Source organism: Bacillus sp. RC51, assembly GCF_044908115.1.
In the GTDB taxonomy this organism is placed as follows: Bacteria; Bacillota; Bacilli; order Bacillales; family Bacillaceae_G; genus Bacillus_A; species Bacillus_A mycoides.
In genome coordinates this window covers 1-22,251 of sequence record NZ_JBIYCW010000010.1, presented here as the reverse complement: position 1 = coordinate 22,251, position 22,251 = coordinate 1, and the positions used below count along the sequence as shown (strand labels likewise).

Below are 22,251 nucleotides of genomic sequence, written 5' to 3'. Positions count from 1 at the left end.
TTATATATCAATTATTTTTCTTCTTCTTTAACAACGATATGACGAAGGATATCTTCGTTGATCTTAGCTAAACGGTCGAATTCGTTAATCGCCTCTGAGTTAGAGTTCACGTTTAAGATCATGTAGAAACCTTCACGTAAGTCGTTGATTTCGTAAGCTAAACGACGCTTACCCCACTCTTTCGTGTTAATGATTTCTGCACCATTGTTTGTTAAAACACCTGCAAAACGTTCAACTAAAGCTTTTTGAGCTTCTTCTTCAACGCCAGGACGAATGATGTACATAATTTCGTACTTTCTCATTACACTTTCACCTCCTTTTGGTCTAAACGGCCCATAATGGGCAAGGAGCAATTAATTTATAGTAATTACTCACGAGTTTAGATTATATCATAGTAAGTTATATGAATCAACTCACCAATACGTAAAAAACTTGGCAAACATATAATATATTTGCCAAGTTCATATCTTTATTTTTCCTAGGAAATATTAAATTAAACGTTAAAGCGGAAGTGCATAACATCTCCGTCTTTTACGATATACTCTTTTCCTTCTAAACGTACTTTTCCAGCTTCTTTTGCAGCTGTCATAGAACCGTTTGTCATTAAATCATCATAAGAAACTGTTTCCGCACGAATAAATCCACGCTCAAAGTCTGTATGAATTACACCAGCACATTGTGGTGCTTTCATACCTTGTTTAAACGTCCATGCACGTACTTCTTGCACACCAGCTGTGAAGTAAGTAGCAAGTCCTAATAAATCATATGCAGCACGAATTAATTGATCTAAACCAGATTCTTCAATGCCTAGTTCTTCAAGGAATACTTTTTTCTCTTCCTCGTCTAGCTCAGCGATTTCTTCTTCGATTTTTGCACATACAACGATTACTTGAGAATTTTCATTTGCTGCAAATTCTTTTACCATTTGTACATATTTATTGTCAGAAGGATCCATAATATCATCTTCACTTACGTTTGCTACATATAGCATTTCTTTCGTTGTAAGTAAATGAAGGCCTTTAACAATCTTCATTTGCTCTTCTGTAAATTCAACAGTACGAGCTGGTTTTCCCTCTTCAAAAGCTTCTTTTAAACGAACTAAAATTTCATGCTCATATACAGCTTCTTTATCTTTTTGTCTTGCTAACTTCGCAACTCGTTCGATACGCTTATCAACAGATTCCAAATCCGCTAAGATTAGTTCTAAGTTAATTGTTTCAATGTCATCAATTGGATCTACTTTTCCTGAAACGTGCGTAATATTTTCATCTTCAAAACAACGAACAACTTGGCAAATTGCATCTACTTGACGAATGTGAGATAAGAATTTATTTCCTAACCCTTCACCTTTACTCGCACCTTTTACGATACCTGCAATATCAGTAAATTCAAATACAGTCGGAACAGTTTTTTTCGGTTCTACTAATTCCGTTAATTTATTTAGACGCTCATCTGGTACTTCTACAATCCCTACGTTTGGATCGATTGTACAGAATGGATAGTTCGCAGATTCTGCTCCTGCTTGTGTAATTGCATTAAATAAAGTGGACTTACCTACGTTAGGTAATCCAACAATCCCAGCCGTTAATCCCATATTTTTCACTCCTATGTCTCAATCTTTCATCATTATAGATAGTAACGAAAAAAATGACAAGTTTCCACCAAATGAAAAAAAGCAACGGCTGTCTACTGCAGCTGTTGCTTTTTCACTATTCTTCGTGCTTCACAAGTATTTTTTTCACCTTGCGATCAAACTCTCTTCGAGGAATCATTACCGAATGGTCACACCCCTCGCACTTAACGCGGATATCCATTCCCATACGAATAATCTTCCAGCGGTTTTCACCACATGGATGGGCTTTCTTCATTTCCACAACATCGTACAAGTTATATTGCTTTTGCTCCATTCTCTAAATCCCTCCCACTATTAAATTGCTTTTTCACTAACTAATTCTTCGCGACTATATAAAACCATACGTGGGTATGGAATTTCAATACCATGTAAATCAAGACGATTTTTAATCTCTTTGCGAAGAGCCCTCGCAATAACTGCATGCTGCATCGGCTCAACTTCAGCAATAACACGTAATACAACTTCAGACGCTGCCAATGTTTGAACACCTAGCAATTGAGGTGTTGTTACCATTTTCTCATATTTTTCTGGTAGTTCCACTAATAAATCTTCAATAACTTGCTCCGCTCGTACTATATCACTTTCATAAGAAATAGATACATCAACAAATGCTACACTATTACTAACGGAAAAGTTCGTTACTTGTACAATACTACCATTTGGTATTATATGAATTTCACCTGTCCAGCTTTTCATCTTCGTTGTACGTAGTCCAATTTCCAAAACAGTTCCTTCAAATTGACCTATTCTTACATAATCACCTACTGAAAATTGATCCTCTAACAAAATAAATAATCCTGTAATAACATCTTTAACTAAACTTTGTGCACCAAAACCGACTGCTAAACCAATTACCCCAGCACCGGCTAATAGACCTGACGCATTAATATCAAACACACCTAAAATTGCAATTAACATAATGAACATAACAACGTATGCCACAATATTTTCAAGCAACTTCGCTACCGTAACTGTACGCCGTTCTGAAATTTGAATCGGCGAACGGCTTCCCATACGAAACGCATTTCGTACAATTGCCCTTGCAACTCGCACAACGATTGCACCAAGTATTAAAATAACGATTATTTTTAGTGACTTCACACCTATATTCGTCCAATCAATGGACTCAAACCATTTCAACGCTAAATCCATGTCCCTCTACCTCTCTAGCTAAACTTTCTTTTTAGTCATCCTTATTATTGTATCAGAACTCTCTCTGATTTCTGAAAAAAATTTATGACTTTAATTCTATTTGTTAACTTCCATTCAGGTATAAAATGAAACGAATATATATATACTAGTACTATTATTTCCGTTTTCATTCACAGTTTGTAAAAAGTTTGCACTTATAATTATCCATTTCACACACCATATAACATATTGTGAAAATTTATTAAAAGGATGGGTGCTTCATGAATATTAGAAGTTTTCGCTTACCTTTTTTTGAAAAAGAAACTCAAAATGTTATGCATCATGACTTAGAAGCCTCTGAGACAATCAGTAATTTCTTACTTTCCCATATTCCCATTAAGACTAATATGCCACTCATTCTCGTTTGTATCGGAACAGACCGTTCCACCGGTGATGCACTTGGTCCATTAGTTGGTACTAAACTAGAACAAATTGAAATCAAAAACCTTCAAGTATTCGGCACACTAGACGAACCAATACATGCACTAAATCTAGAAGAGAAAATTCAGAATATACAGAAAGAAAATCCTACTTCATTTATTATTGCTGTTGATGCATGTTTAGGAAAATCTCAAAGTATCGGTTCTATAACTACCGGAAAGGGCCCCAGTAAACCTGGAGCTGCGATGAATAAGAAATTACCTGAAATTGGTGATTTGCATATTCATGGCATCGTAAATTTAAATGGTTTCATGGAGTTTTTCGTACTTCAAAATACAAGACTAAGTTTAGTCATGAAGATGGCCGATGTAATTGCACAAAGTATAAAAGAAACCGATCAAAAATTATCTGCATTAAAAAAAGCAAACCATCTATAAACAATAAGATGGTTTGCTTTTTAATTTCCCTTTGATAATAATTCTAAAATTCGATTTAAATCTTCTTTATTAAAAAATTCAATTTCGATTTTACCTTTTTCTTTTTTCGTTTCTTTAATTTTTACATCCGTACCAAACTTTTCTCTTAAAAACGTTTCACGCTCTACAAAAAATATATTTCTTTCTTTTTTCACTTGTTGTGTTTCACGTGAAACACGTTGATTAATTTCCTGGACAATTTGTTCCAATTGGCGAACATTCAGTCCTTCTTTTTCAATTCGCTTCAATAAAGATTTCAACTGTTCTTCATCTTTTATTGTAAGTAAGGTTCTTCCATGAGCCATTGAAAGTTGACCGTTTGCAATCATATCTTGAACGAATGAAGGGAGGCTTAACAAACGAGTATAATTTGCGATATAAGGCCTGCTTTTACCAAGACGTTTTGCTAATTGTTCTTGTGTTACATTTAGCTCGTTCATTAACATCTGATATGCCATTGCCTCTTCCATAGGATTTAAATCTTCTCGTTGTAAGTTTTCAAGCAAAGCAAATTCCATCATTTGCTGCTCATTTAATTGCCTTACGACAGCAGGCACTTTCTCAAGTCCGGCCTCTTTAGCAGCACGATATCTTCTTTCACCTGCAACTATTTCATATCCTTTAATACTCTTTCGAGCAATTAACGGTTGCAATATACCGTGCTCTTTAATAGAAGCCGCTAATTCCTGAATCGCTTCTTTATTGAAATGTTTACGTGGTTGATATGGATTCGGCCTTAATTCAGTTACTATAATCTCCTGAATCGTTTCTTCTTCTTTCACATCTAAATCTGGAAAAAACACGTTGATTCCTCTTCCTAATCCCTTAGCCACCTGCAATCACTTCCTCTGCTAAATCTAAATATACTTCTGCTCCTCTTGATTTAGCGTCATACTGCATAATTGGTTTTCCATGACTTGGTGCCTCACTTAAGCGAACATTACGAGGAATAATCGAACGATATACTTTATCCCTAAAGTATTTTTTCACTTCATCTATAACTTGAATTCCTAAATTTGTACGAGCATCCAACATCGTTAACAATACACCTTGAATTGCTAAATTTTTATTTAAATGCTTTTGCACAAGTCTAACTGTATTTAATAGCTGACTTAACCCTTCCAGCGCGTAATATTCACACTGTACAGGAATAATAACAGAATCTGCTGCTGTTAATGCATTAATCGTTAATAACCCTAAGGATGGAGGACAGTCAATAATAATATACTCATATTCATCACGAATTGGCTGTAACGCTCTTTGCAAGCGTACTTCCCGGGAAATGGTTGGTACCAATTCAATTTCAGCACCAGCCAATTGAATTGTAGCGGGTAGAACATCTAAGTTTTCAGTTGCGGTTTTCCGTATGGCACCTTGAACATCTGCATCTTCTACAAGAACATTATAAATACATTGATCTAATTCAGACTTTTCAATCCCTACACCAGTCGTTGCATTTCCTTGAGCATCAATATCTACGAGAAGGACTTTTTTTCCTACTTGTGCCAATCCAGCCCCTAAATTAACGGATGTTGTTGTTTTTCCAACACCGCCTTTTTGATTAGCAATAGCAATGATTTTTCCCATGATGTCACCTACTTTCAACCTTTCTTTCTTATTCTAGAAACAATTACGTTTATTGTAACATGAAATAAAAGTTTTTCTTTTACGTCCTTATTAAACTTCAAAATTTATTTCTAAACTCCTTCTTGCTTTAACAAGAAAATATAGTAAAAGAGACCTCTCCAATAGGATAAGGTCTCTAGCACGTAATTATTTTTTCTTCGGAATTTTAATCGTAATTTGATAGTATTCATCAAACTCTTCTTCCGCAGAATTAACATTCAAACCACTATTAGCAACCATTTGTAATGATTGTCTAATTGTGTTCATAGCAATTCTCGCATCTCGACTTACTGCTTTTTGCTTCGCTTTGCGCTTTGGTTTTACTTCTTCTAGTAGCTTTGCAATTCGTTCTTCTGTTTGCTTTACATTCAATTGCTTCTCCACAATCTCTTGTAAAACCTTCAGTTGTAATTCCTCATTTTTCAAAGGAATAAGGGCGCGAGCATGCCGTTCTGTAATACTTTTTTCTAATAATGCACTTTTGATTTCTTCAGGCAATTTTAATAATCGCAATTTGTTTGCGACTGTCGATTGTCCTTTTCCAAGTCGTTGTGCCAATGCTTCTTGTGTTAAATTATGTAACTCAATCAGCTTTTGATATGCCACAGCTTCCTCAATTGCTGTTAATTCCTCACGCTGCAAATTTTCAATTAACGCTACAGAAGCTGTCTCAGTATCATTTAAATTCTTTATTATTGCAGGAACTTTTTCCCACCCTAACTTTGTTGCTGCGCGGAAACGCCTTTCCCCGGCAATAATCTCGTACTTATCATCCTCATACTGTCTCACAACAATCGGCTGGATAAGCCCATGTGTACGAATCGTTAATGCTAGCTCCTCAATACGTGCATCGTCAAAAACTGTTCGTGGTTGATAACGGTTAGGGGTAATGTTTACTATCGGAATTTCCTGTATTTCTTCATATACCTTTTTAGCTATTTCTTCATGGCTTTCGTCTTGTAATTCGAATTCGCTCTCTTTATCTCCAAAGCCAAATAAACGAGAAAACGTATTTTTCATACATATTCCACCACCTTTTAGGCCTATTGACTGTTCTACATAAAATGTTTCCTATGAAACATTTACGTTTTCATTTATATAATTTAATCTTACGTCTAATAAGATTTATTTTTCAATAGGTAATTTATTGGGCGTTCCCGGTTTGCGTGGATATTTCTTTGGTGTCTTGCGCTTTTTCTCGATTAATAAAATATTACGTTCACTTTCTTCAAACGGTAATTGGAACGTAGACATTTCTTTCAATTCTCCGCCAAGTACCTCTAAAGCATATTTGCCATTTTCGATTTCTTCGTTAGCCGCTGCACCTTTCATTGCAATGAATGTTCCCCCTACTTTTACAAGTGGTAAACATAGCTCACTTAATACAGAAAGACGTGCAACTGCACGTGCCATTACAATATCGTATGCTTCACGTACACCTTCTTTTTTTCCAAATGTTTCAGCACGATCATGACAAAATGCAACATCACTTAATTCTAACTTTTGCGCTAAGTGATTTAAAAAATTAATACGTTTTTGTAATGAATCTACAATTGTTACTTTTAAGTGCGGGAAACAGATTTTTAAAGGGATACTTGGGAATCCAGCTCCTGCTCCAACATCACAAATAGAAAATGGTTTCGAAAAATCATAATAAAAAGCCGCTGTAACAGAATCAAAAAAGTGTTTTAAGTATACTTCTTCTTTCTCCGTAATAGCCGTTAAGTTCATTTTTTCATTCCACTCTACTAATGTTTCAAAATAGATTCCGAACTGCTCTAACTGTCTAGAAGAGAGGGAAATACCCTTCTCTTCTAGCATAGATTGAAATTGTTCTATGTTCATCTAGCAATATCTCCTTACTATGTTATTGGTTCGATACTCGTGCAATTTTTCCTTGTTCAATGTAAATAAGCAAAATGGAAACATCAGCTGGATTTACGCCAGAAATACGTGAAGCTTGCCCCATTGAAAGCGGACGAACATCTTTCAATTTCTGTCTCGCTTCTGAGGCAAGGCTAGAAATCGCATCATAATCAATATCCACAGGAATTTTTTTGTTTTCCATTTTCTTCATACGGTCTACTTGCTGTAAAGATTTTTCAATGTATCCTTCGTACTTGGTCTGAATTTCAACTTGTTCCGTAATTTCATCGCTTAATGCTACTTCACTTGGTACTAAAAGATGAATATGCTCATATGTCACCTCTGGACGACGTAATAAGTCACTTGCACGTATTCCATCTTTCAATTCACTTCCGCCAATACTACGAATTAATTCTTGAACTTCAGGGCGCGGTTTAATAAAAATACTCTCTAACCGTTCCTTCTCCTGTTCAATTTGTAACTTTTTATTTGTAAATCGCTCATAGCGATCTTCTTTAATTAAGCCAATTTCACGACCAACTTCAGTTAAACGAAGGTCAGCATTATCATGGCGTAATAATAGGCGATATTCTGCACGAGACGTTAATAAACGATATGGTTCATTTGTACCTTTCGTTACAAGGTCATCAATTAAGACACCAATATAAGCATCAGCACGACCTAAAATAACTTCTTTTTTACCTAAAGAACGACACGCTGCATTAATCCCAGCCATAAGCCCTTGTCCTGCTGCTTCTTCGTAACCAGAAGTCCCGTTAATTTGTCCTGCTGTATATAAATTTTTAATTTTTTTCGTTTCAAGTGTTGGCCATAGTTGAGTTGGTACGATCGCATCATATTCAATTGCATAACCCGTACGCATCATTTCAACATTTTCCAGGCCAGGAATTGTTCTAAGCATTGCACGCTGTACATCTTCTGGTAAGCTCGTCGATAAGCCTTGTACATATACTTCTTGTGTATTACGTCCTTCTGGCTCTAAGAAAATTTGATGACGTGGTTTATCATTAAATCTTACTACCTTGTCTTCAATTGAAGGGCAATATCTAGGCCCTGTTCCTTTAATCATACCAGAATACATAGCTGAGCGATGTAAGTTTTCATCTATTAAACGATGTGTTTCTGTACTTGTATACGTTAACCAACATGGAATTTGATCCATAATAAATTTTGTCGTTTCAAAAGAGAAAGCACGTGGCTTATCATCACCTGGTTGAATTTCTGTTTTACTATAATCAATCGTATTACTGTTTACACGCGGAGGTGTACCTGTTTTAAATCTAACAAGATCAAAACCAAGTTCCTCTAAGTGTTCAGATAATGTAATAGATGGTTGCTGATTATTTGGACCACTTGAATATTTTAAATCTCCCATAATAATCTCACCGCGTAAAAATGTTCCCGTTGTAATTACAACTGTTTTCGCTGTATATTCAGCACCAGCTTGCGTAATTACCCCTTTACATACACCATCTTCAATAATTAAACGCTCTACCAGACCTTGAAACAACGTTAAGTTTGGTGTTTCTTCAATTGTTTTCTTTAATTCATGCTGGTAAGAGAATTTATCAGCTTGTGCACGAAGCGCGCGTACAGCTGGTCCTTTACCCGTATTTAACATACGCATTTGAATATGTGTTTTATCAATATTGCGTCCCATTTCTCCGCCTAATGCATCAATTTCACGAACAACAATCCCTTTTGCTGGTCCACCAACAGAAGGGTTACATGGCATGAACGCTACCATATCCAAGTTAATTGTTAACATTAATGTTTTTGAGCCCATTCGTGCTGCCGCAAGACCAGCTTCACATCCTGCATGACCTGCACCGATTACTATGACATCATATGAACCGGCATTGTATCCCATTGTTTATTCCTCCTAATAACCTCTATCTTACTAAATCATCTCTGATTAAAGTTTTACTTTATTTTCCTAAACAAAATTGAGAGAACAATTGGTCAATTAAGCTTTCATGGACAGTATCACCAGTAATTTCACCAAGTATTTCCCACGCTCTTGTTAAATCAATTTGAACCATATCAATCGGAACACCATTTTCTATCGCTTCAATTGCATCGTTAATTGTTCTTCCTGCTTGTGTTAATAATCCGATATGTCTCGCATTAGACACGTATGTCATATCCGCAGAATCAATTGTTCCTTCAAAGAATAAATCAGCTATTGCCTTTTCAAGCTCATCTATTCCTTGCTCCTCAATTAAAGATGTTGTAATAACACGATTGCCTACCGCTAAATCTGTAACACGTTCCATATCAATTTCTTGCGGTAAATCTGTCTTATTTACAATGACAATGAAATCTTTTCCTTGTACGGCACGGAATAGATCCTCATCTTCATTTGTTAAAGCCTCGCTATAGTTCACTACAATTAACACTAAGTCTGCTTGGCTCATCATTTCCTTCGAACGCTCTACACCAATTCGTTCAACAATATCTTCCGTTTCACGAATTCCGGCTGTATCTATAAGTTTAAGTGGTACACCACGCACATTAACGTACTCTTCAATAACATCACGAGTTGTTCCTGCAATATCAGTTACAATTGCCTTTTTCTCCTGAACAAGACTATTTAATAGCGATGATTTCCCAACGTTAGGTCTACCGATAATCGCGGTAGAAATGCCTTCACGTAAAATCTTTCCTTGCTTCGATGTTTCTAATATTTTTGCAATTTCAGCACGGACGTGTGTAGCTTTCTCAATTAAAATATTATGCGTCATCTCTTCTACATCATCATATTCTGGGTAATCTATATTCACCTCAATATGAGCTAATGTTTCTAATATTTCTTGACGCAGATGGCCGATTAATTTAGATAATCGTCCTTCCATTTGGTTAATCGCTACATTCATAGCACGATCTGTTTTCGCACGGATTAAGTCCATAACAGCTTCTGCTTGTGACAAATCAATACGTCCATTTAAAAAAGCACGTTTTGTAAATTCACCAGGCTCTGCCAGTCGTACTCCTTGCGCTAAAATAAGCTGTAATACTTTATTTACCGAAACAAGTCCACCATGACAGTTAATTTCTACTATATTTTCACGCGTAAAAGTCCTTGGTGCACGCATAATGGACACCATAACTTCTTCAATAACTTGATTTGTATCTAAATCGACAATATGACCATAATGAATTGTATGAGAAGAAACCTGTGTTAAATCCTTCCCTTTAAAAATACGATTGACTTTCTCAATCGCATCATCCCCACTTACTCGAACAATGGCAATTGCACCTTCCCCAAGTGCTGTGGAAATTGCGGCAATTGTATCAAATTCCATGTCCTTTCACCTCACTTGCTTATTTATCTCTATTTCAACATGAATTTTTTCCGTCACTAAATTATTAGGATACCATAACGAACCTATCTACAAAAGAATAATAACTCATTTTATTATGTCCTTATGTAAAAAACACTAAACTTATTCACAGTGGATAAGTTTAGTGTTTTTTAGTTATCCACATTTATTTTCCCCTCAAAAAAACCGGCACTCAATTGAGTAACCGGTCACTTGGAAGATATTACAACATACCGATGTGGTTCTTTCCCTTCAGAAGTTGTAATGATATTTTGATGATTAGATAATGCTTGGTGAATAATTTTTCGTTCGAAAGAAGGCATTGGTTCTAGAACAACTCTTTTTTTCGTACTCACTACTTGTTTTGCTAATCGATAGGAAAGAGATTCTAACGTATTTTTTCTTTTACTACGATAGTTTTCAGCATCCAGTGTAATACCAATATATTGCTTTGTATTACGGTTCGCAACAAGTTTTGTTAAATACTGTAAAGAATTCAACGTATTCCCTCTTTTACCAATTAAAACACCCATATTTTCACCAAAAATTGTAAATTCAACTTCGCGTCCTTTTACAATTTTTCTAATCTCAACTTCCACACCCATATTTTGAATAACATTTTTTAAATATTCTTCACATTCTTGGATTGGATCTTTTTTCAATACAACTTCTACTATAGCGAGGCGATTCCCAAATAAACCTAGGAATCCCCTCTTACCCTCATCGATAATATTTATATCTACTCGATCTTTCGAAGCATTTAATTGTCTTAAAGCATCTTGTACTGCCAGCTCGACTGTTTGTCCTTTAGCAGTAATCATACTCACTTGCTTGATCCTCCTGCCTTACTAGCCTTAATTTCAGGCCCTTTGATCATATACATTTGAGCGATACCAAAGATATTACCAACTACCCAGTACAATGATAGTGCTGCTGGGAAGTTAATTGCAAAGACTAAAATCATAATTGGCATAAGCCAAATCATCATTGCCATTTGCGGATTTTGTCCAGCCGTTCCTGCCATTGCAAGCTTTTGCTGAATAAAAGTCGTAATAGCTGCAACAATTGGAAGGATATAGAACGGATCCGCCTGTCCTAAATCGAACCATAAAAATGTATGTTCACTAATTGCTGTTGTTCTCATAATCGCATGATAAAACGCGAATAAAATAGGCATCTGAACAAATATTGGTAAACATCCTGCTAATGGGTTTACACCATTCTTTTGATATAACTGCATCATTTCTTGTTGTAGTTTTTGCTGTGTTGCTTGATCTTTAGAACTATATTTCTCTTTTAATTTCACCATTTCTGGTTGTAACGCCTGCATTGCTTTCGTACTCTTCGTTTGTTTAATCATTAATGGTAATAATGCAAAACGAATGATAAGAGTTGTAACAACGATTGCTAAACCGTAATTACTACCAAATAATTCTGCAAAATACGTGATTAACTGAGAAAGCGGGTATACGAAATATTCATTCCAAATCCCAGTGCTTTTCGGTGTAATCGGCTGATTTGTTTCACTACAACCGGTAGCGATTGCCATTAACATAATAACCATGGCTAATAAACCTATTTTCTTTTTCAAAGCCTGCTCCTCCTTGTTTCGGTATGTATATAGTGTAATTCATTTCCTTACGCTACTTTTTTATTCTTTTCATACCAGAGCGTTTAAAGACATGAATTAAGCTTTTCTTTAACTCTTCATATGTCATCTCTGCACAAGGCTTCCTTGCTATTATAACAAAATCTTTTCCAGAATCTATCTCATCTTTTAATTCTATAATCGATTGGCGAATCATACGCTTAATTCGATTACGCACTACTGCATTTCCTATTTTCTTACTAACAGAAAGACCAATGCGAAAATGCGGCTGTTTTTCTTTATCTAATTTGTATACAACAAACTGGCGATTGGCATTTGATTGTCCTTTTTGGAAAACAGCCTGGAATTCATCATTCTTTTTTATACGATTTTTTTTCTTCATATCATTTGACACTCCTGTATTTCATCAGCGGAAACTCATTATTATTAGAAAAAAAGACCACTGAACGTTCAGTGGTCTACGCAGATAATACTTTTCTTCCTTTACGACGACGAGCTGCAAGCACTCTACGTCCGTTTGCTGTGCTCATACGGCTGCGGAAACCATGTACTTTGCTGCGCTTACGTTTATTTGGTTGGTAAGTTCTTTTCATTATATGACACCTCCCTGAGGAATATCTGTTAAAGACAGTCTAATAAATTATAGTAAATCAAATAGGAAAATGTCAATGGTTCTCGAAATTTTCATCAAATATTCATTTTCAACCTATTCACATACTTTTTCACAGTCCCTATATTTCCTTGTGGATAAATATTTTTTCTCTTTTTTATATCCACAAACCCTTTTTTTGCTTTTACACAGTATATCGTGTTGTGGACAAGTTTATTCCACAAGGTATTGATTTTGTGGATAACTTTCTTAAATTCATTGCTATAGCTGCTTTTTTTTGATATTATAGTTGTGTTTTCACTTTGAATAAGTTTTCCACATCTTTATTTTATCCACAATTTGTGTATAACATGTGGATAGTTTAAATCACATGTGGGTAAATAGTTGTCCACATTTGTTATTTTGTCGAAAACTCTATCTCGGATACTAACGACGTTTTTATATTTTAAAATACGTTTCGTATAAATATGCATTAGAAATATTTACAGGTTGTACAATTGTTGCGCAACCTTATTCTTTTACCATCTTTGTAAAGGAGGGACACCTTTGGAAAATATCTCTGATTTATGGAATAGTGCCTTAAAAGAATTAGAAAAAAAGGTAAGCAAGCCAAGTTATGAAACATGGTTAAAATCAACGACTGCTCATAACTTAAAAAAAGATGTATTAACTATTACAGCTCCAAATGAATTCGCTCGTGACTGGCTAGAATCTCACTATTCGGAACTAATCTCCGAAACACTTTATGATTTAACAGGGGCAAAACTAGCTATTCGTTTTATCATTCCCCAAAGTCAGGCAGAAGAGGATATAGATCTCCCTTCTGTTAAGCAAAAACACGCACATGATGAGTCTAATCACTTACCACAGAGTATGTTAAACCCAAAATATACATTTGATACATTTGTTATTGGCTCTGGTAATCGTTTTGCACATGCTGCTTCTTTAGCTGTAGCTGAAGCACCAGCTAAAGCCTATAATCCGCTCTTTATTTACGGGGGCGTTGGACTTGGAAAAACACATTTAATGCACGCAATTGGGCATTATGTAATTGAACACAACCCAAATGCAAAAGTTGTATATTTATCATCTGAAAAATTTACAAATGAATTTATTAATTCAATTCGTGATAATAAAGCTGTCGATTTTCGTAATAAATATCGTAATGTAGATGTCTTATTGATAGATGATATTCAATTTCTTGCGGGAAAAGAACAAACACAGGAAGAGTTTTTCCATACATTTAATGCGTTACATGAAGAAAGTAAACAAATTGTGATTTCAAGTGATAGACCACCAAAAGAAATCCCAACTTTAGAAGATCGCCTTCGTTCTCGCTTTGAATGGGGGTTAATTACGGACATTACGCCACCAGATTTAGAAACTAGAATCGCAATTTTACGTAAAAAAGCAAAAGCAGAAGGTCTTGATATACCAAATGAAGTTATGCTTTATATCGCAAATCAAATCGATTCAAATATTCGTGAACTAGAGGGTGCACTTATTCGAGTTGTAGCTTATTCATCTTTAATTAATAAAGATATGAATGCTGATTTAGCGGCTGAAGCGCTTAAAAATATTATTCCAAACTCTATACCTAGAATTATTTCTATTTCTGATATTCAAAAAGCTGTTGGGGGCGTCTATCAAGTAAAATTAGAAGATTTCAAAGCAAAAAAACGGACAAAATCCGTTGCATTCCCTCGCCAAATTGCGATGTATTTATCACGTGAACTTACGGACTCATCTTTGCCAAAAATAGGTGAAGAATTTGGTGGCCGCGATCATACAACAGTAATCCATGCTCACGAAAAAATTTCGAAGCTATTAAAAACGGATACTCAATTACAAAAACACGTTGAAGAAGTTAAGGATATTTTAAAATAGTAGTAGCTGAATAGTGTGAATAACTTAGCTTATTTTACGCACAGTCTATCCACATGTAGATAGACTGTTTTTACATCTTTAAACAGGGTTATCCACATATCCACAAGCCCTATTACTATTACTACTACTTTTTTATCTTTATTAAATAAATAAAATCTTATACTTACCGGAGGTTTTTCGTTATGCGTTTTACAATACAAAAAGACTATCTTGTAAGAAGTGTACAAGATGTAATGAAGGCAGTTTCTTCTCGTACAACAATTCCAATTCTTACAGGGATTAAAGTTGTAGCAACTGAAGAAGGGGTTACTTTAACAGGTAGTGATGCAGACATCTCTATCGAATCATTTATCCCAGTCGAAGATGCTGGAAAAGAAATTGTGGAAATTAAACAATCAGGAAGTATTATTTTACAAGCAAAATATTTTAGTGAGATCGTAAAAAAATTACCTAAAGAAACTGTCGAAATTTCTGTGGAAAATCATTTTATGACAAAAATAAAATCTGGAAAATCAGAGTTCAACTTAAATGGTTTAGATGCTGCTGAATATCCGTTATTACCACAAATCGAAGAACATCATGTATTTAAGATTCCAACAGATTTATTAAAGCACATGATTCGTCAAACAGTATTTGCAGTTTCAAGTTCTGAAACAAGACCGATCTTGACAGGTGTAAACTGGAAGGTATATAACAGCGAGCTAACTTGTATTGCAACAGATAGTCACAGACTAGCACTTCGTAAAGCAAAAATCGAAGGGTATAATATTGCCGATGAATTTCAAGCGAATGTCGTTATTCCTGGTAAGAGCTTAAGTGAATTAAGTAAAATTCTAGATGAATCTGAAGAAATGGTAGATATCGTTATTACGGAGTATCAAGTATTATTCCGTACAAAACATTTATTATTCTTCTCAAGATTATTAGAAGGAAATTATCCAGATACAACGCGTTTAATTCCAGCTGAAAGTAAAACTGATATATTTGTAAATACAAAAGAATTTTTACAAGCGATTGATCGTGCGTCGTTGTTAGCAAGAGATGGTCGTAACAACGTTGTTAAATTATCGACATTAGAACAACAGATGTTAGAGATTTCTTCGAATGCACCAGAAATCGGAAAAGTAGTAGAAGAGGTTCAATGTGAAAATGTAGATGGAGAAGAATTAAAAATATCTTTTAGTGCAAAATATATGATGGACGCATTAAAGGCTTTAGACAGTACAGAAATTAAAGTTAGTTTTACTGGAGCGATGAGACCGTTTTTAATTCGCACAGTAAATGATGATTCCATTATCCAATTAATTTTACCAGTCCGTACTTACTAAGTAAGGATTAAGGGTTGCTAGTGTAAAGGTACTAGTGACCCTTATTTGATTTGTGGGGTATTACTTTCCTAATGCTAGTTTATTTAGTACAATGAAAGAATGAACACTTTCAGAAAGTGAGCGATTTTATGAAACTTATTAAGATTTCAACAGAATACATTACACTAGGACAATTTTTAAAGTTAGCTGATGTAATTGATACAGGTGGCGCTGTGAAATGGTTCTTACAAGAATATGAAGTATACGTGAATCAAGAACTTGAAAATAGAAGAGGCCGAAAGTTATATGCAAATGATATTGTTGAAATTCCGGGAAGCGGAACTTTCCAAGTTCAGGCATAAAGGGGGATCCCTTTGTTTATTACAGAAATACAATTAAAAAACTATCGCAATTATGAGCATTTAGAGCTTTCCTTTGAGGATAAAGTCAATGTAATTATTGGTGAAAATGCGCAAGGGAAAACGAATCTGATGGAAGCTATTTATGTATTGGCGATGGCGAAATCTCATAGAACTTCGAACGATCGTGAACTCATCCGTTGGGATGAGGATTATGGTAATATAAAAGGTAGATTACAAAGGCGAAATAGTTCAGTATCCTTAGAATTAAATATTTCAAAAAAAGGTAAAAAGGCAAAGTTAAATCAGTTAGAACAACAAAAATTGAGCCAGTATATTGGTGAAATGAATGTTGTTATGTTTGCCCCAGAAGATTTAAATCTTGTAAAAGGAAGCCCTCAAGTACGAAGACGCTTTTTGGATATGGAACTTGGACAAATAGCTCCGGTCTATTTGTATGAATTAAGTCAATATCAAAAGGTACTCACGCAACGAAATCATTTACTTAAGAAGATGCAAGGGAATAGTAAAAACGAGGAAACGATGTTGGATGTATTTACACTTCAACTTATTGAGCATGGTGCAAAAATTTTGCGAAAACGTTTTGAGTTTTTGCATTTACTACAAGAATGGGCTGCTCCAATTCATCGCGGAATTAGCAGGGGATTAGAAGAGTTAGAAATCGTTTATAAACCAAGTGTAGATGTATCAGAATCAATGGATTTGTCGAAAATAAAAGAAGTATACTATGAAAGTTTTCAATCTGTGAAACAACGTGAAATTTTTCGTGGTACAACTTTACTTGGTCCTCATCGTGATGATTTACAATTCTTCGTTAATAGTAAAAATGTTCAAGTCTTTGGTTCACAAGGACAACAACGAACAACCGCACTATCCCTAAAATTGGCTGAAATTGAATTGATATACTCAGAGGTTAAGGAATATCCAATTCTTTTACTAGATGATGTGTTATCAGAATTAGATGATTATCGTCAATCGCATCTGCTAAATACAATTCAAGGAAAAGTACAAACATTTGTGACAACGACGAGTGTCGAGGGAATTGAACACGAAACATTGAAAGAAGCGAAAACAATTCATGTAACGAACGGCACGGTAGATTGTGAAATAGACAGAAAATAATTTCTGTTTAAATGGAAAAGTAGGTGATCTTTGTGTCAATGGAACAAAAGCAAATGCAGGAAAATGCATATGATGAAAGTCAGATTCAGGTGTTAGAAGGACTGGAGGCAGTTCGAAAGCGTCCTGGTATGTATATCGGTTCTACAAGTGGAAAAGGTCTTCATCACCTCGTATGGGAAATTGTTGATAACAGTATTGATGAAGCTTTAGCAGGATATTGTGATGAAATTAATGTCAGTATTGAAGAAGATAATAGTATTGTTGTAACAGATGATGGCCGTGGTATCCCTGTTGGTATACAAGAAAAAATGGGACGTCCCGCTGTAGAAGTTATTATGACGGTACTCCATGCCGGTGGTAAATTTGGCGGTGGTGGTTATAAAGTTTCTGGTGGTTTGCATGGTGTAGGTGCATCTGTTGTAAATGCTTTATCAACAGAATTAGAGGTATTTGTACATCGAGATGGAAAAATACACTATCAAAAATATGAACGTGGGGTCCCGGCTGCAGATTTAAAAGTAATAGGTGAAACTGATCGTACAGGAACGATCACACGCTTTAAGCCAGATTCAGAAATTTTTACAGAGACGACAGAATACGAATTTGATACATTAGCGACTCGTATGCGTGAGTTGGCGTTTTTAAATCGTAATATTAAATTAACAATTGAAGATAAGCGTGAACATAAGCAAAAGAAAGAATTCCATTATGAAGGTGGAATTAAATCATATGTTGAACATTTAAATCGTTCAAAACAACCGATTCATGAAGAACCTGTATATGTTGACGGTTCAAAAGATGGGATTCAGGTTGAGGTTGCTCTTCAATATAACGAAGGCTACACAAATCATATTTATTCATTTACAAATAATATTCATACGTATGAAGGCGGTACACATGAGGTAGGTTTTAAGACTGCTCTAACACGTGTAATTAACGATTATGGTCGTAAAAATAATATTTTAAAAGATGCGGATAGTAATTTAACTGGTGAAGATGTTCGTGAAGGCTTAACAGCAATCGTGTCAATTAAGCATCCAAATCCACAATTTGAAGGACAAACAAAGACGAAACTTGGAAATAGTGAAGCGAGAACGATTACAGAGTCTGTATTCTCAGAGGCGTTTGAAAAGTTCTTACTAGAAAACCCCAATGTTGCACGTAAAATTATAGATAAAGGGACTATGGCAGCACGTGCACGTGTAGCGGCTAAAAAGGCTCGTGAACTAACGCGCCGAAAGAGTGCTCTAGAAGTTTCAAGTTTACCAGGGAAGCTAGCTGATTGTTCTTCTAAAGATCCAGCAATTAGCGAAATTTATATCGTGGAGGGTGACTCTGCGGGCGGATCTGCAAAACAAGGACGCGATCGTCATTTTCAAGCGATTTTACCACTGAAGGGTAAAATTATTAACGTTGAAAAGGCACGCTTAGATAAGATTTTATCAAATGATGAAGTTCGTACAATTATTACAGCAATCGGTACAAATATTGGTGGGGATTTTGCTATTGAAAAAGCTCGCTATCATAAAGTTATTATTATGACAGATGCCGATGTTGATGGTGCACATATTCGTACCCTATTATTAACGTTCTTCTATCGTTATATGCGTCAAATCATTGAGTGTGGATATATATATATCGCACAGCCACCGTTGTTTAAAGTACAACAAGGTAAAAAAATTCAATATGCCTATAACAATAAAGAACTTGAAAAAATACTAGCTGAATTACCAGCTCAACCTAAGCCTGGGATTCAGCGTTATAAAGGTCTAGGGGAAATGAATCCAACTCAGCTGTGGGAGACGACAATGGACCCAGAAGTACGTTCGTTACTTCAAGTTTCCCTTCAAGATGCAATTGAAGCGGATGAAACATTTGAAATTTTGATGGGTGATAAAGTAGAGCCGCGTCGTAACTTTATCCAAGAAAATGCAAAATACGTGAAAAACCTTGATATTTAAGTAAGTAATGACAGGAATCTAAGTATTCCTGTCTTCTACATATAAATCAATGTATGTGTAACGGAAATGTAAGAGGAGGTGCTCGTTGATGTCAGACAATCAACAACAAGCACGAATTCGAGAAATTAATATTAGTCATGAAATGCGTACCTCATTTTTAGATTACGCAATGAGTGTTATCGTGTCTCGTGCATTACCAGATGTTCGTGATGGATTAAAACCAGTTCATCGTAGGGTTTTATATGCGATGAATGATTTAGGAATTACAGCTGATAAAGCATATAAGAAGTCGGCGCGTATTGTCGGCGAAGTAATTGGTAAGTATCACCCGCACGGTGATTCAGCTGTTTATGAAACAATGGTACGTATGGCACAAGATTTTAGTCAACGTTACATGCTTGTTGATGGACATGGTAATTTCGGTTCTGTTGATGGAGATTCAGCGGCAGCAATGCGTTATACAGAAGCAAGAATGTCTAAGATTTCTATGGAATTAATACGCGATATTACAAAGAATACAATTGATTATCAAGATAACTACGATGGTTCTGAAAGAGAGCCAGTTGTATTACCAGCGCGTTTCCCTAACTTATTAGTCAATGGTACGACGGGTATTGCGGTTGGTATGGCAACAAACATTCCACCGCATCAACTTGGAGAAGTAATTGATGGTGTGTTGGCATTAAGTCATAACCCTGATATCACTATCGCGGAATTAATGGAATATATTCCTGGGCCAGACTTCCCAACTTCAGGTTTAATCTTAGGGCGAAGTGGAATTCGAAGAGCTTACGAAACAGGTCGCGGTTCTATTATACTTCGTGCTAAAGTTGAAATTGAAGAGAAAGCAAATGGTAAACAAACTATTATCGTAACAGAACTACCTTATCAAGTTAATAAGGCGCGATTAATTGAAAAGATCGCAGAACTAGTTCGTGATAAGAAAATTGAAGGTATTACAGATTTACGTGATGAATCAGATCGAAATGGTATGCGTATTGTTATGGAAGTACGTCGTGATGCCAATGCCAATGTACTATTAAATAATCTATATAAACATACAGCACTCCAAACAAGCTTCGGTATTAATATGTTGTCTCTTGTAAATGGAGAGCCACAAGTCTTAAATTTAAAACAAAATCTATATTATTATTTAGAGCATCAAAAGGTAGTGATTCGTAGACGTACTGCTTATGAATTAGAGAAAGCAGAAGCGCGTGCTCATATTTTAGAAGGCTTACGAATTGCTTTAGATCATCTTGATGAAGTTATTACTTTAATCCGTAGTTCAAAAACAGCTGATATTGCAAAACAAGGTTTAATGGAACGTTTCGGCTTAAGTGAGAAACAAGCGCAAGCGATTTTAGATATGCGTTTGCAACGTTTAACTGGATTAGAACGCGAAAAAATCGAACAAGAATATCAAGATTTAATGAAGATAATTGCAGAGTTAAAAGCAATTTTAGCAGACGAAGAAAAAGTTCTTGAAATTATTCGCGAGGAATTAGCTGAAGTAAAAGAGCGTTTTAATGATAAGAGAAGAACAGAAATTACAATTGGCGGTATGGAAGCTATAGAGGATGAAGATTTAATCCCAGAACAAAATATCGCAATTACGCTTACTCATAATGGTTATATTAAGAGGTTACCGGCTTCTACGTACAAAACACAGAACCGTGGGGGACGTGGTGTACAAGGAATGGGTACGAATGATGATGACTTTGTTGAACATTTATTAACAACGTCTACTCATGATCATATTTTATTCTTCACAAACAAGGGTAAAGTATACCGTACAAAAGGATATGAAATTCCAGAGTATAGTCGTACAGCAAAAGGTATACCGATTATTAATCTATTAGGGGTAGATAAGGGTGAGTGGATCAACGCTATTATTCCAATTCGTGAATTTGGTGACGACCAGTTCTTATTCTTTACAACGAAACAAGGTATCTCTAAGAGAACACCACTTTCATCATTTGCCAATATACGTACAAATGGTTTAATTGCAATTTCTCTTCGTGAAGAGGATGAATTAATCTCTGTACGCTTAACATCTGGTGATAAGGATATTATCGTTGGGACAAGTAACGGTATGTTAATTCGTTTCAATGAGCAAGATGTGCGTTCAATGGGACGTAATGCGGCTGGCGTAAAAGCAATTACATTAGGTGATGAAGATCAAGTTGTAGGTATGGAAATTGTCGAAGAGGATGTAAATGTTCTAATTGTAACGAAAAATGGTTATGGAAAGCGTACACCGATTGATGAATACCGCCTGCAAAGTCGTGGTGGTAAAGGTCTGAAGACTTGTAATATTACAGATAAAAACGGTAAGTTAGTAGCGGTTAAGTCTGTAACAGGCGAAGAAGACATTATGTTAATTACAGCAGCAGGCGTTATTATTCGTATGCCGGTTGATCAAATTTCTCAAATGGGACGTAATACACAAGGTGTTCGTCTAATTCGATTAGAAGATGAGCAAGAGGTAGCGACAGTAGCAAAAGCGCAAAAAGATGAAGAAGAAGAATCTAATGAAGAGGATTCTTCTGAAGAGTAAGAGTGGGGATTTCTCCCCCTCTTATTTTTTATAATAATACTTGCATAGCAATAGGAAAGTGTATATAATAGGAAAAGTCAGCAAATGAGAGATACAAGTTATCGAAAAAAACTTGTTGACGAAAATAATATACTATGATATATTATAAAAGTCGCTGAAACGCGATGTTGAACTTTGAAAACTAAACGAAACAAACAACGTGAAACGTCAATTTTTATTTTTAGATGCTAGACAAACTAACTTTATTGGAGAGTTTGATCCTGGCTCAGGATGAACGCTGGCGGCGTGCCTAATACAT

The 22,251-nt window shown here is 35.5% G+C and carries 21 protein-coding genes; 7 read left to right on the top strand and 14 right to left on the bottom strand.

Annotated features, from left to right (window positions below):
- Nucleotides 1-11 precede the first annotated feature (11 nt).
- The 4 genes from rpsF to ABH959_RS19140 all read right to left on the bottom strand — a co-directional run bounded on the left by rpsF (nt 12) and on the right by ABH959_RS19140 (nt 2,785).
- Complete coding sequence (gene rpsF, locus ABH959_RS19155; protein WP_001233782.1) at nt 12-302, bottom strand: 30S ribosomal protein S6; 291 nt, start codon at nt 300-302, stop codon at nt 12-14.
- A gap of 191 nt (nt 303-493) precedes the next feature.
- Entirely contained in the window at nt 494-1,594 is a 1,101-nt protein-coding gene (gene ychF, locus ABH959_RS19150; protein WP_002089951.1) for a redox-regulated ATPase YchF, read from the bottom strand.
- 115 nt (nt 1,595-1,709) lie between these two features.
- Entirely contained in the window at nt 1,710-1,907 is a 198-nt protein-coding gene (locus tag ABH959_RS19145; protein WP_000436054.1) for a DUF951 domain-containing protein, read from the bottom strand.
- A 20-nt stretch (nt 1,908-1,927) separates the two neighbouring features.
- Nucleotides 1,928-2,785, bottom strand: coding sequence for a mechanosensitive ion channel family protein (locus tag ABH959_RS19140; protein ID WP_002089952.1), 858 nt, complete (start codon nt 2,783-2,785; stop codon nt 1,928-1,930).
- Nucleotides 2,786-3,045: 260 nt separating this feature from the next.
- On the opposite strand from ABH959_RS19140, the gene yyaC reads away from it, so the two are divergent.
- Nucleotides 3,046-3,642 carry a spore protease YyaC gene (gene yyaC / locus ABH959_RS19135; RefSeq protein WP_002089953.1) on the top strand — a complete coding sequence of 199 codons (597 nt, stop codon included), beginning with the start codon at nt 3,046-3,048 and terminating at the stop codon, nt 3,640-3,642.
- A 20-nt stretch (nt 3,643-3,662) separates the two neighbouring features.
- On the opposite strand, the gene spo0J is transcribed toward yyaC, so the two are convergent.
- From spo0J to rpmH, 10 genes are all read right to left on the bottom strand, one after another.
- Nucleotides 3,663-4,514: a stage 0 sporulation protein Spo0J gene (gene spo0J / locus ABH959_RS19130; protein WP_171902578.1), complete on the bottom strand. Its 852-nt coding sequence runs from the start codon at nt 4,512-4,514 to the stop codon at nt 3,663-3,665.
- Nucleotides 4,507-5,268 (bottom strand): sporulation initiation inhibitor protein Soj, encoded by a 762-nt coding sequence (soj, locus tag ABH959_RS19125; RefSeq protein WP_002016469.1) that lies wholly within the window; start codon nt 5,266-5,268, stop codon nt 4,507-4,509. Before soj ends, spo0J begins: the two co-directional genes overlap by 8 nt.
- A gap of 186 nt (nt 5,269-5,454) precedes the next feature.
- The gene (noc, locus tag ABH959_RS19120) at nt 5,455-6,327 is read right to left on the bottom strand and encodes a nucleoid occlusion protein (protein WP_002016471.1); all 873 of its coding nucleotides are present in this window, start codon (nt 6,325-6,327) and stop codon (nt 5,455-5,457) included.
- A gap of 105 nt (nt 6,328-6,432) precedes the next feature.
- Nucleotides 6,433-7,152: a 16S rRNA (guanine(527)-N(7))-methyltransferase RsmG gene (gene rsmG / locus ABH959_RS19115; RefSeq protein ID WP_002016472.1), complete on the bottom strand. Its 720-nt coding sequence runs from the start codon at nt 7,150-7,152 to the stop codon at nt 6,433-6,435.
- A gap of 22 nt (nt 7,153-7,174) precedes the next feature.
- Nucleotides 7,175-9,064 (bottom strand): tRNA uridine-5-carboxymethylaminomethyl(34) synthesis enzyme MnmG, encoded by a 1,890-nt coding sequence (gene mnmG, locus ABH959_RS19110; protein ID WP_113936108.1) that lies wholly within the window; start codon nt 9,062-9,064, stop codon nt 7,175-7,177.
- 58 nt (nt 9,065-9,122) lie between these two features.
- Nucleotides 9,123-10,499: a tRNA uridine-5-carboxymethylaminomethyl(34) synthesis GTPase MnmE gene (mnmE, locus tag ABH959_RS19105; RefSeq protein WP_113708782.1), complete on the bottom strand. Its 1,377-nt coding sequence runs from the start codon at nt 10,497-10,499 to the stop codon at nt 9,123-9,125.
- Between the two features lie 227 nt (nt 10,500-10,726).
- Nucleotides 10,727-11,344: an RNA-binding cell elongation regulator Jag/EloR gene (gene jag, locus ABH959_RS19100; RefSeq protein WP_404493058.1), complete on the bottom strand. Its 618-nt coding sequence runs from the start codon at nt 11,342-11,344 to the stop codon at nt 10,727-10,729.
- Nucleotides 11,341-12,108 carry a YidC family membrane integrase SpoIIIJ gene (gene spoIIIJ, locus ABH959_RS19095; RefSeq protein ID WP_002089960.1) on the bottom strand — a complete coding sequence of 256 codons (768 nt, stop codon included), beginning with the start codon at nt 12,106-12,108 and terminating at the stop codon, nt 11,341-11,343. Before spoIIIJ ends, jag begins: the two co-directional genes overlap by 4 nt.
- Before the next feature lie 52 nt (nt 12,109-12,160).
- Complete coding sequence (rnpA, locus tag ABH959_RS19090; protein ID WP_002089963.1) at nt 12,161-12,508, bottom strand: ribonuclease P protein component; 348 nt, start codon at nt 12,506-12,508, stop codon at nt 12,161-12,163.
- A gap of 76 nt (nt 12,509-12,584) precedes the next feature.
- On the bottom strand, nt 12,585-12,719 hold the full coding sequence (rpmH, locus tag ABH959_RS19085; RefSeq protein ID WP_002068706.1) for a 50S ribosomal protein L34: 135 nt from the start codon (nt 12,717-12,719) through the stop codon (nt 12,585-12,587).
- Between the two features lie 563 nt (nt 12,720-13,282).
- Here rpmH and dnaA point away from each other — a divergent pair.
- The 6 genes from dnaA to gyrA all read left to right on the top strand — a co-directional run bounded on the left by dnaA (nt 13,283) and on the right by gyrA (nt 21,953).
- On the top strand, nt 13,283-14,623 hold the full coding sequence (dnaA, locus tag ABH959_RS19080; RefSeq protein WP_002016481.1) for a chromosomal replication initiator protein DnaA: 1,341 nt from the start codon (nt 13,283-13,285) through the stop codon (nt 14,621-14,623).
- 182 nt (nt 14,624-14,805) lie between these two features.
- Nucleotides 14,806-15,951 (top strand): DNA polymerase III subunit beta, encoded by a 1,146-nt coding sequence (gene dnaN / locus ABH959_RS19075; RefSeq protein ID WP_002016482.1) that lies wholly within the window; start codon nt 14,806-14,808, stop codon nt 15,949-15,951.
- Nucleotides 15,952-16,079: 128 nt separating this feature from the next.
- A complete protein-coding gene (yaaA, locus tag ABH959_RS19070) occupies nt 16,080-16,292 on the top strand; it encodes a S4 domain-containing protein YaaA (protein ID WP_002016484.1) in 213 nt (70 codons plus the stop codon).
- Nucleotides 16,293-16,304: 12 nt separating this feature from the next.
- A complete protein-coding gene (recF, locus tag ABH959_RS19065) occupies nt 16,305-17,432 on the top strand; it encodes a DNA replication/repair protein RecF (protein WP_002016486.1) in 1,128 nt (375 codons plus the stop codon).
- A gap of 38 nt (nt 17,433-17,470) precedes the next feature.
- A complete protein-coding gene (gene gyrB, locus ABH959_RS19060) occupies nt 17,471-19,393 on the top strand; it encodes a DNA topoisomerase (ATP-hydrolyzing) subunit B (protein ID WP_002034986.1) in 1,923 nt (640 codons plus the stop codon).
- Between the two features lie 88 nt (nt 19,394-19,481).
- Nucleotides 19,482-21,953 (top strand): DNA gyrase subunit A, encoded by a 2,472-nt coding sequence (gene gyrA / locus ABH959_RS19055; protein ID WP_002016488.1) that lies wholly within the window; start codon nt 19,482-19,484, stop codon nt 21,951-21,953.
- Nucleotides 21,954-22,251 lie beyond the last annotated feature (298 nt).

Coding starts and splice junctions, on each gene's coding strand:
- rpsF (WP_001233782.1), bottom strand. CDS start 302: ATGAGAAAGTACGAAATTATGTACATCATTCGTCCTGGCGTTGAAGAA.
- ychF (WP_002089951.1), bottom strand. CDS start 1,594: ATGGGATTAACGGCTGGGATTGTTGGATTACCTAACGTAGGTAAGTCC.
- ABH959_RS19145 (WP_000436054.1), bottom strand. CDS start 1,907: ATGGAGCAAAAGCAATATAACTTGTACGATGTTGTGGAAATGAAGAAA.
- ABH959_RS19140 (WP_002089952.1), bottom strand. CDS start 2,785: ATGGATTTAGCGTTGAAATGGTTTGAGTCCATTGATTGGACGAATATA.
- yyaC (WP_002089953.1), top strand. CDS start 3,046: ATGAATATTAGAAGTTTTCGCTTACCTTTTTTTGAAAAAGAAACTCAA.
- soj (WP_002016469.1), bottom strand. CDS start 5,268: ATGGGAAAAATCATTGCTATTGCTAATCAAAAAGGCGGTGTTGGAAAA.
- noc (WP_002016471.1), bottom strand. CDS start 6,327: ATGAAAAATACGTTTTCTCGTTTATTTGGCTTTGGAGATAAAGAGAGC.
- rsmG (WP_002016472.1), bottom strand. CDS start 7,152: ATGAACATAGAACAATTTCAATCTATGCTAGAAGAGAAGGGTATTTCC.
- mnmG (WP_113936108.1), bottom strand. CDS start 9,064: ATGGGATACAATGCCGGTTCATATGATGTCATAGTAATCGGTGCAGGT.
- mnmE (WP_113708782.1), bottom strand. CDS start 10,499: ATGGAATTTGATACAATTGCCGCAATTTCCACAGCACTTGGGGAAGGT.
- rnpA (WP_002089963.1), bottom strand. CDS start 12,508: ATGAAGAAAAAAAATCGTATAAAAAAGAATGATGAATTCCAGGCTGTT.
- rpmH (WP_002068706.1), bottom strand. CDS start 12,719: ATGAAAAGAACTTACCAACCAAATAAACGTAAGCGCAGCAAAGTACAT.
- dnaN (WP_002016482.1), top strand. CDS start 14,806: ATGCGTTTTACAATACAAAAAGACTATCTTGTAAGAAGTGTACAAGAT.
- yaaA (WP_002016484.1), top strand. CDS start 16,080: ATGAAACTTATTAAGATTTCAACAGAATACATTACACTAGGACAATTT.
- gyrB (WP_002034986.1), top strand. CDS start 17,471: ATGGAACAAAAGCAAATGCAGGAAAATGCATATGATGAAAGTCAGATT.
- gyrA (WP_002016488.1), top strand. CDS start 19,482: ATGTCAGACAATCAACAACAAGCACGAATTCGAGAAATTAATATTAGT.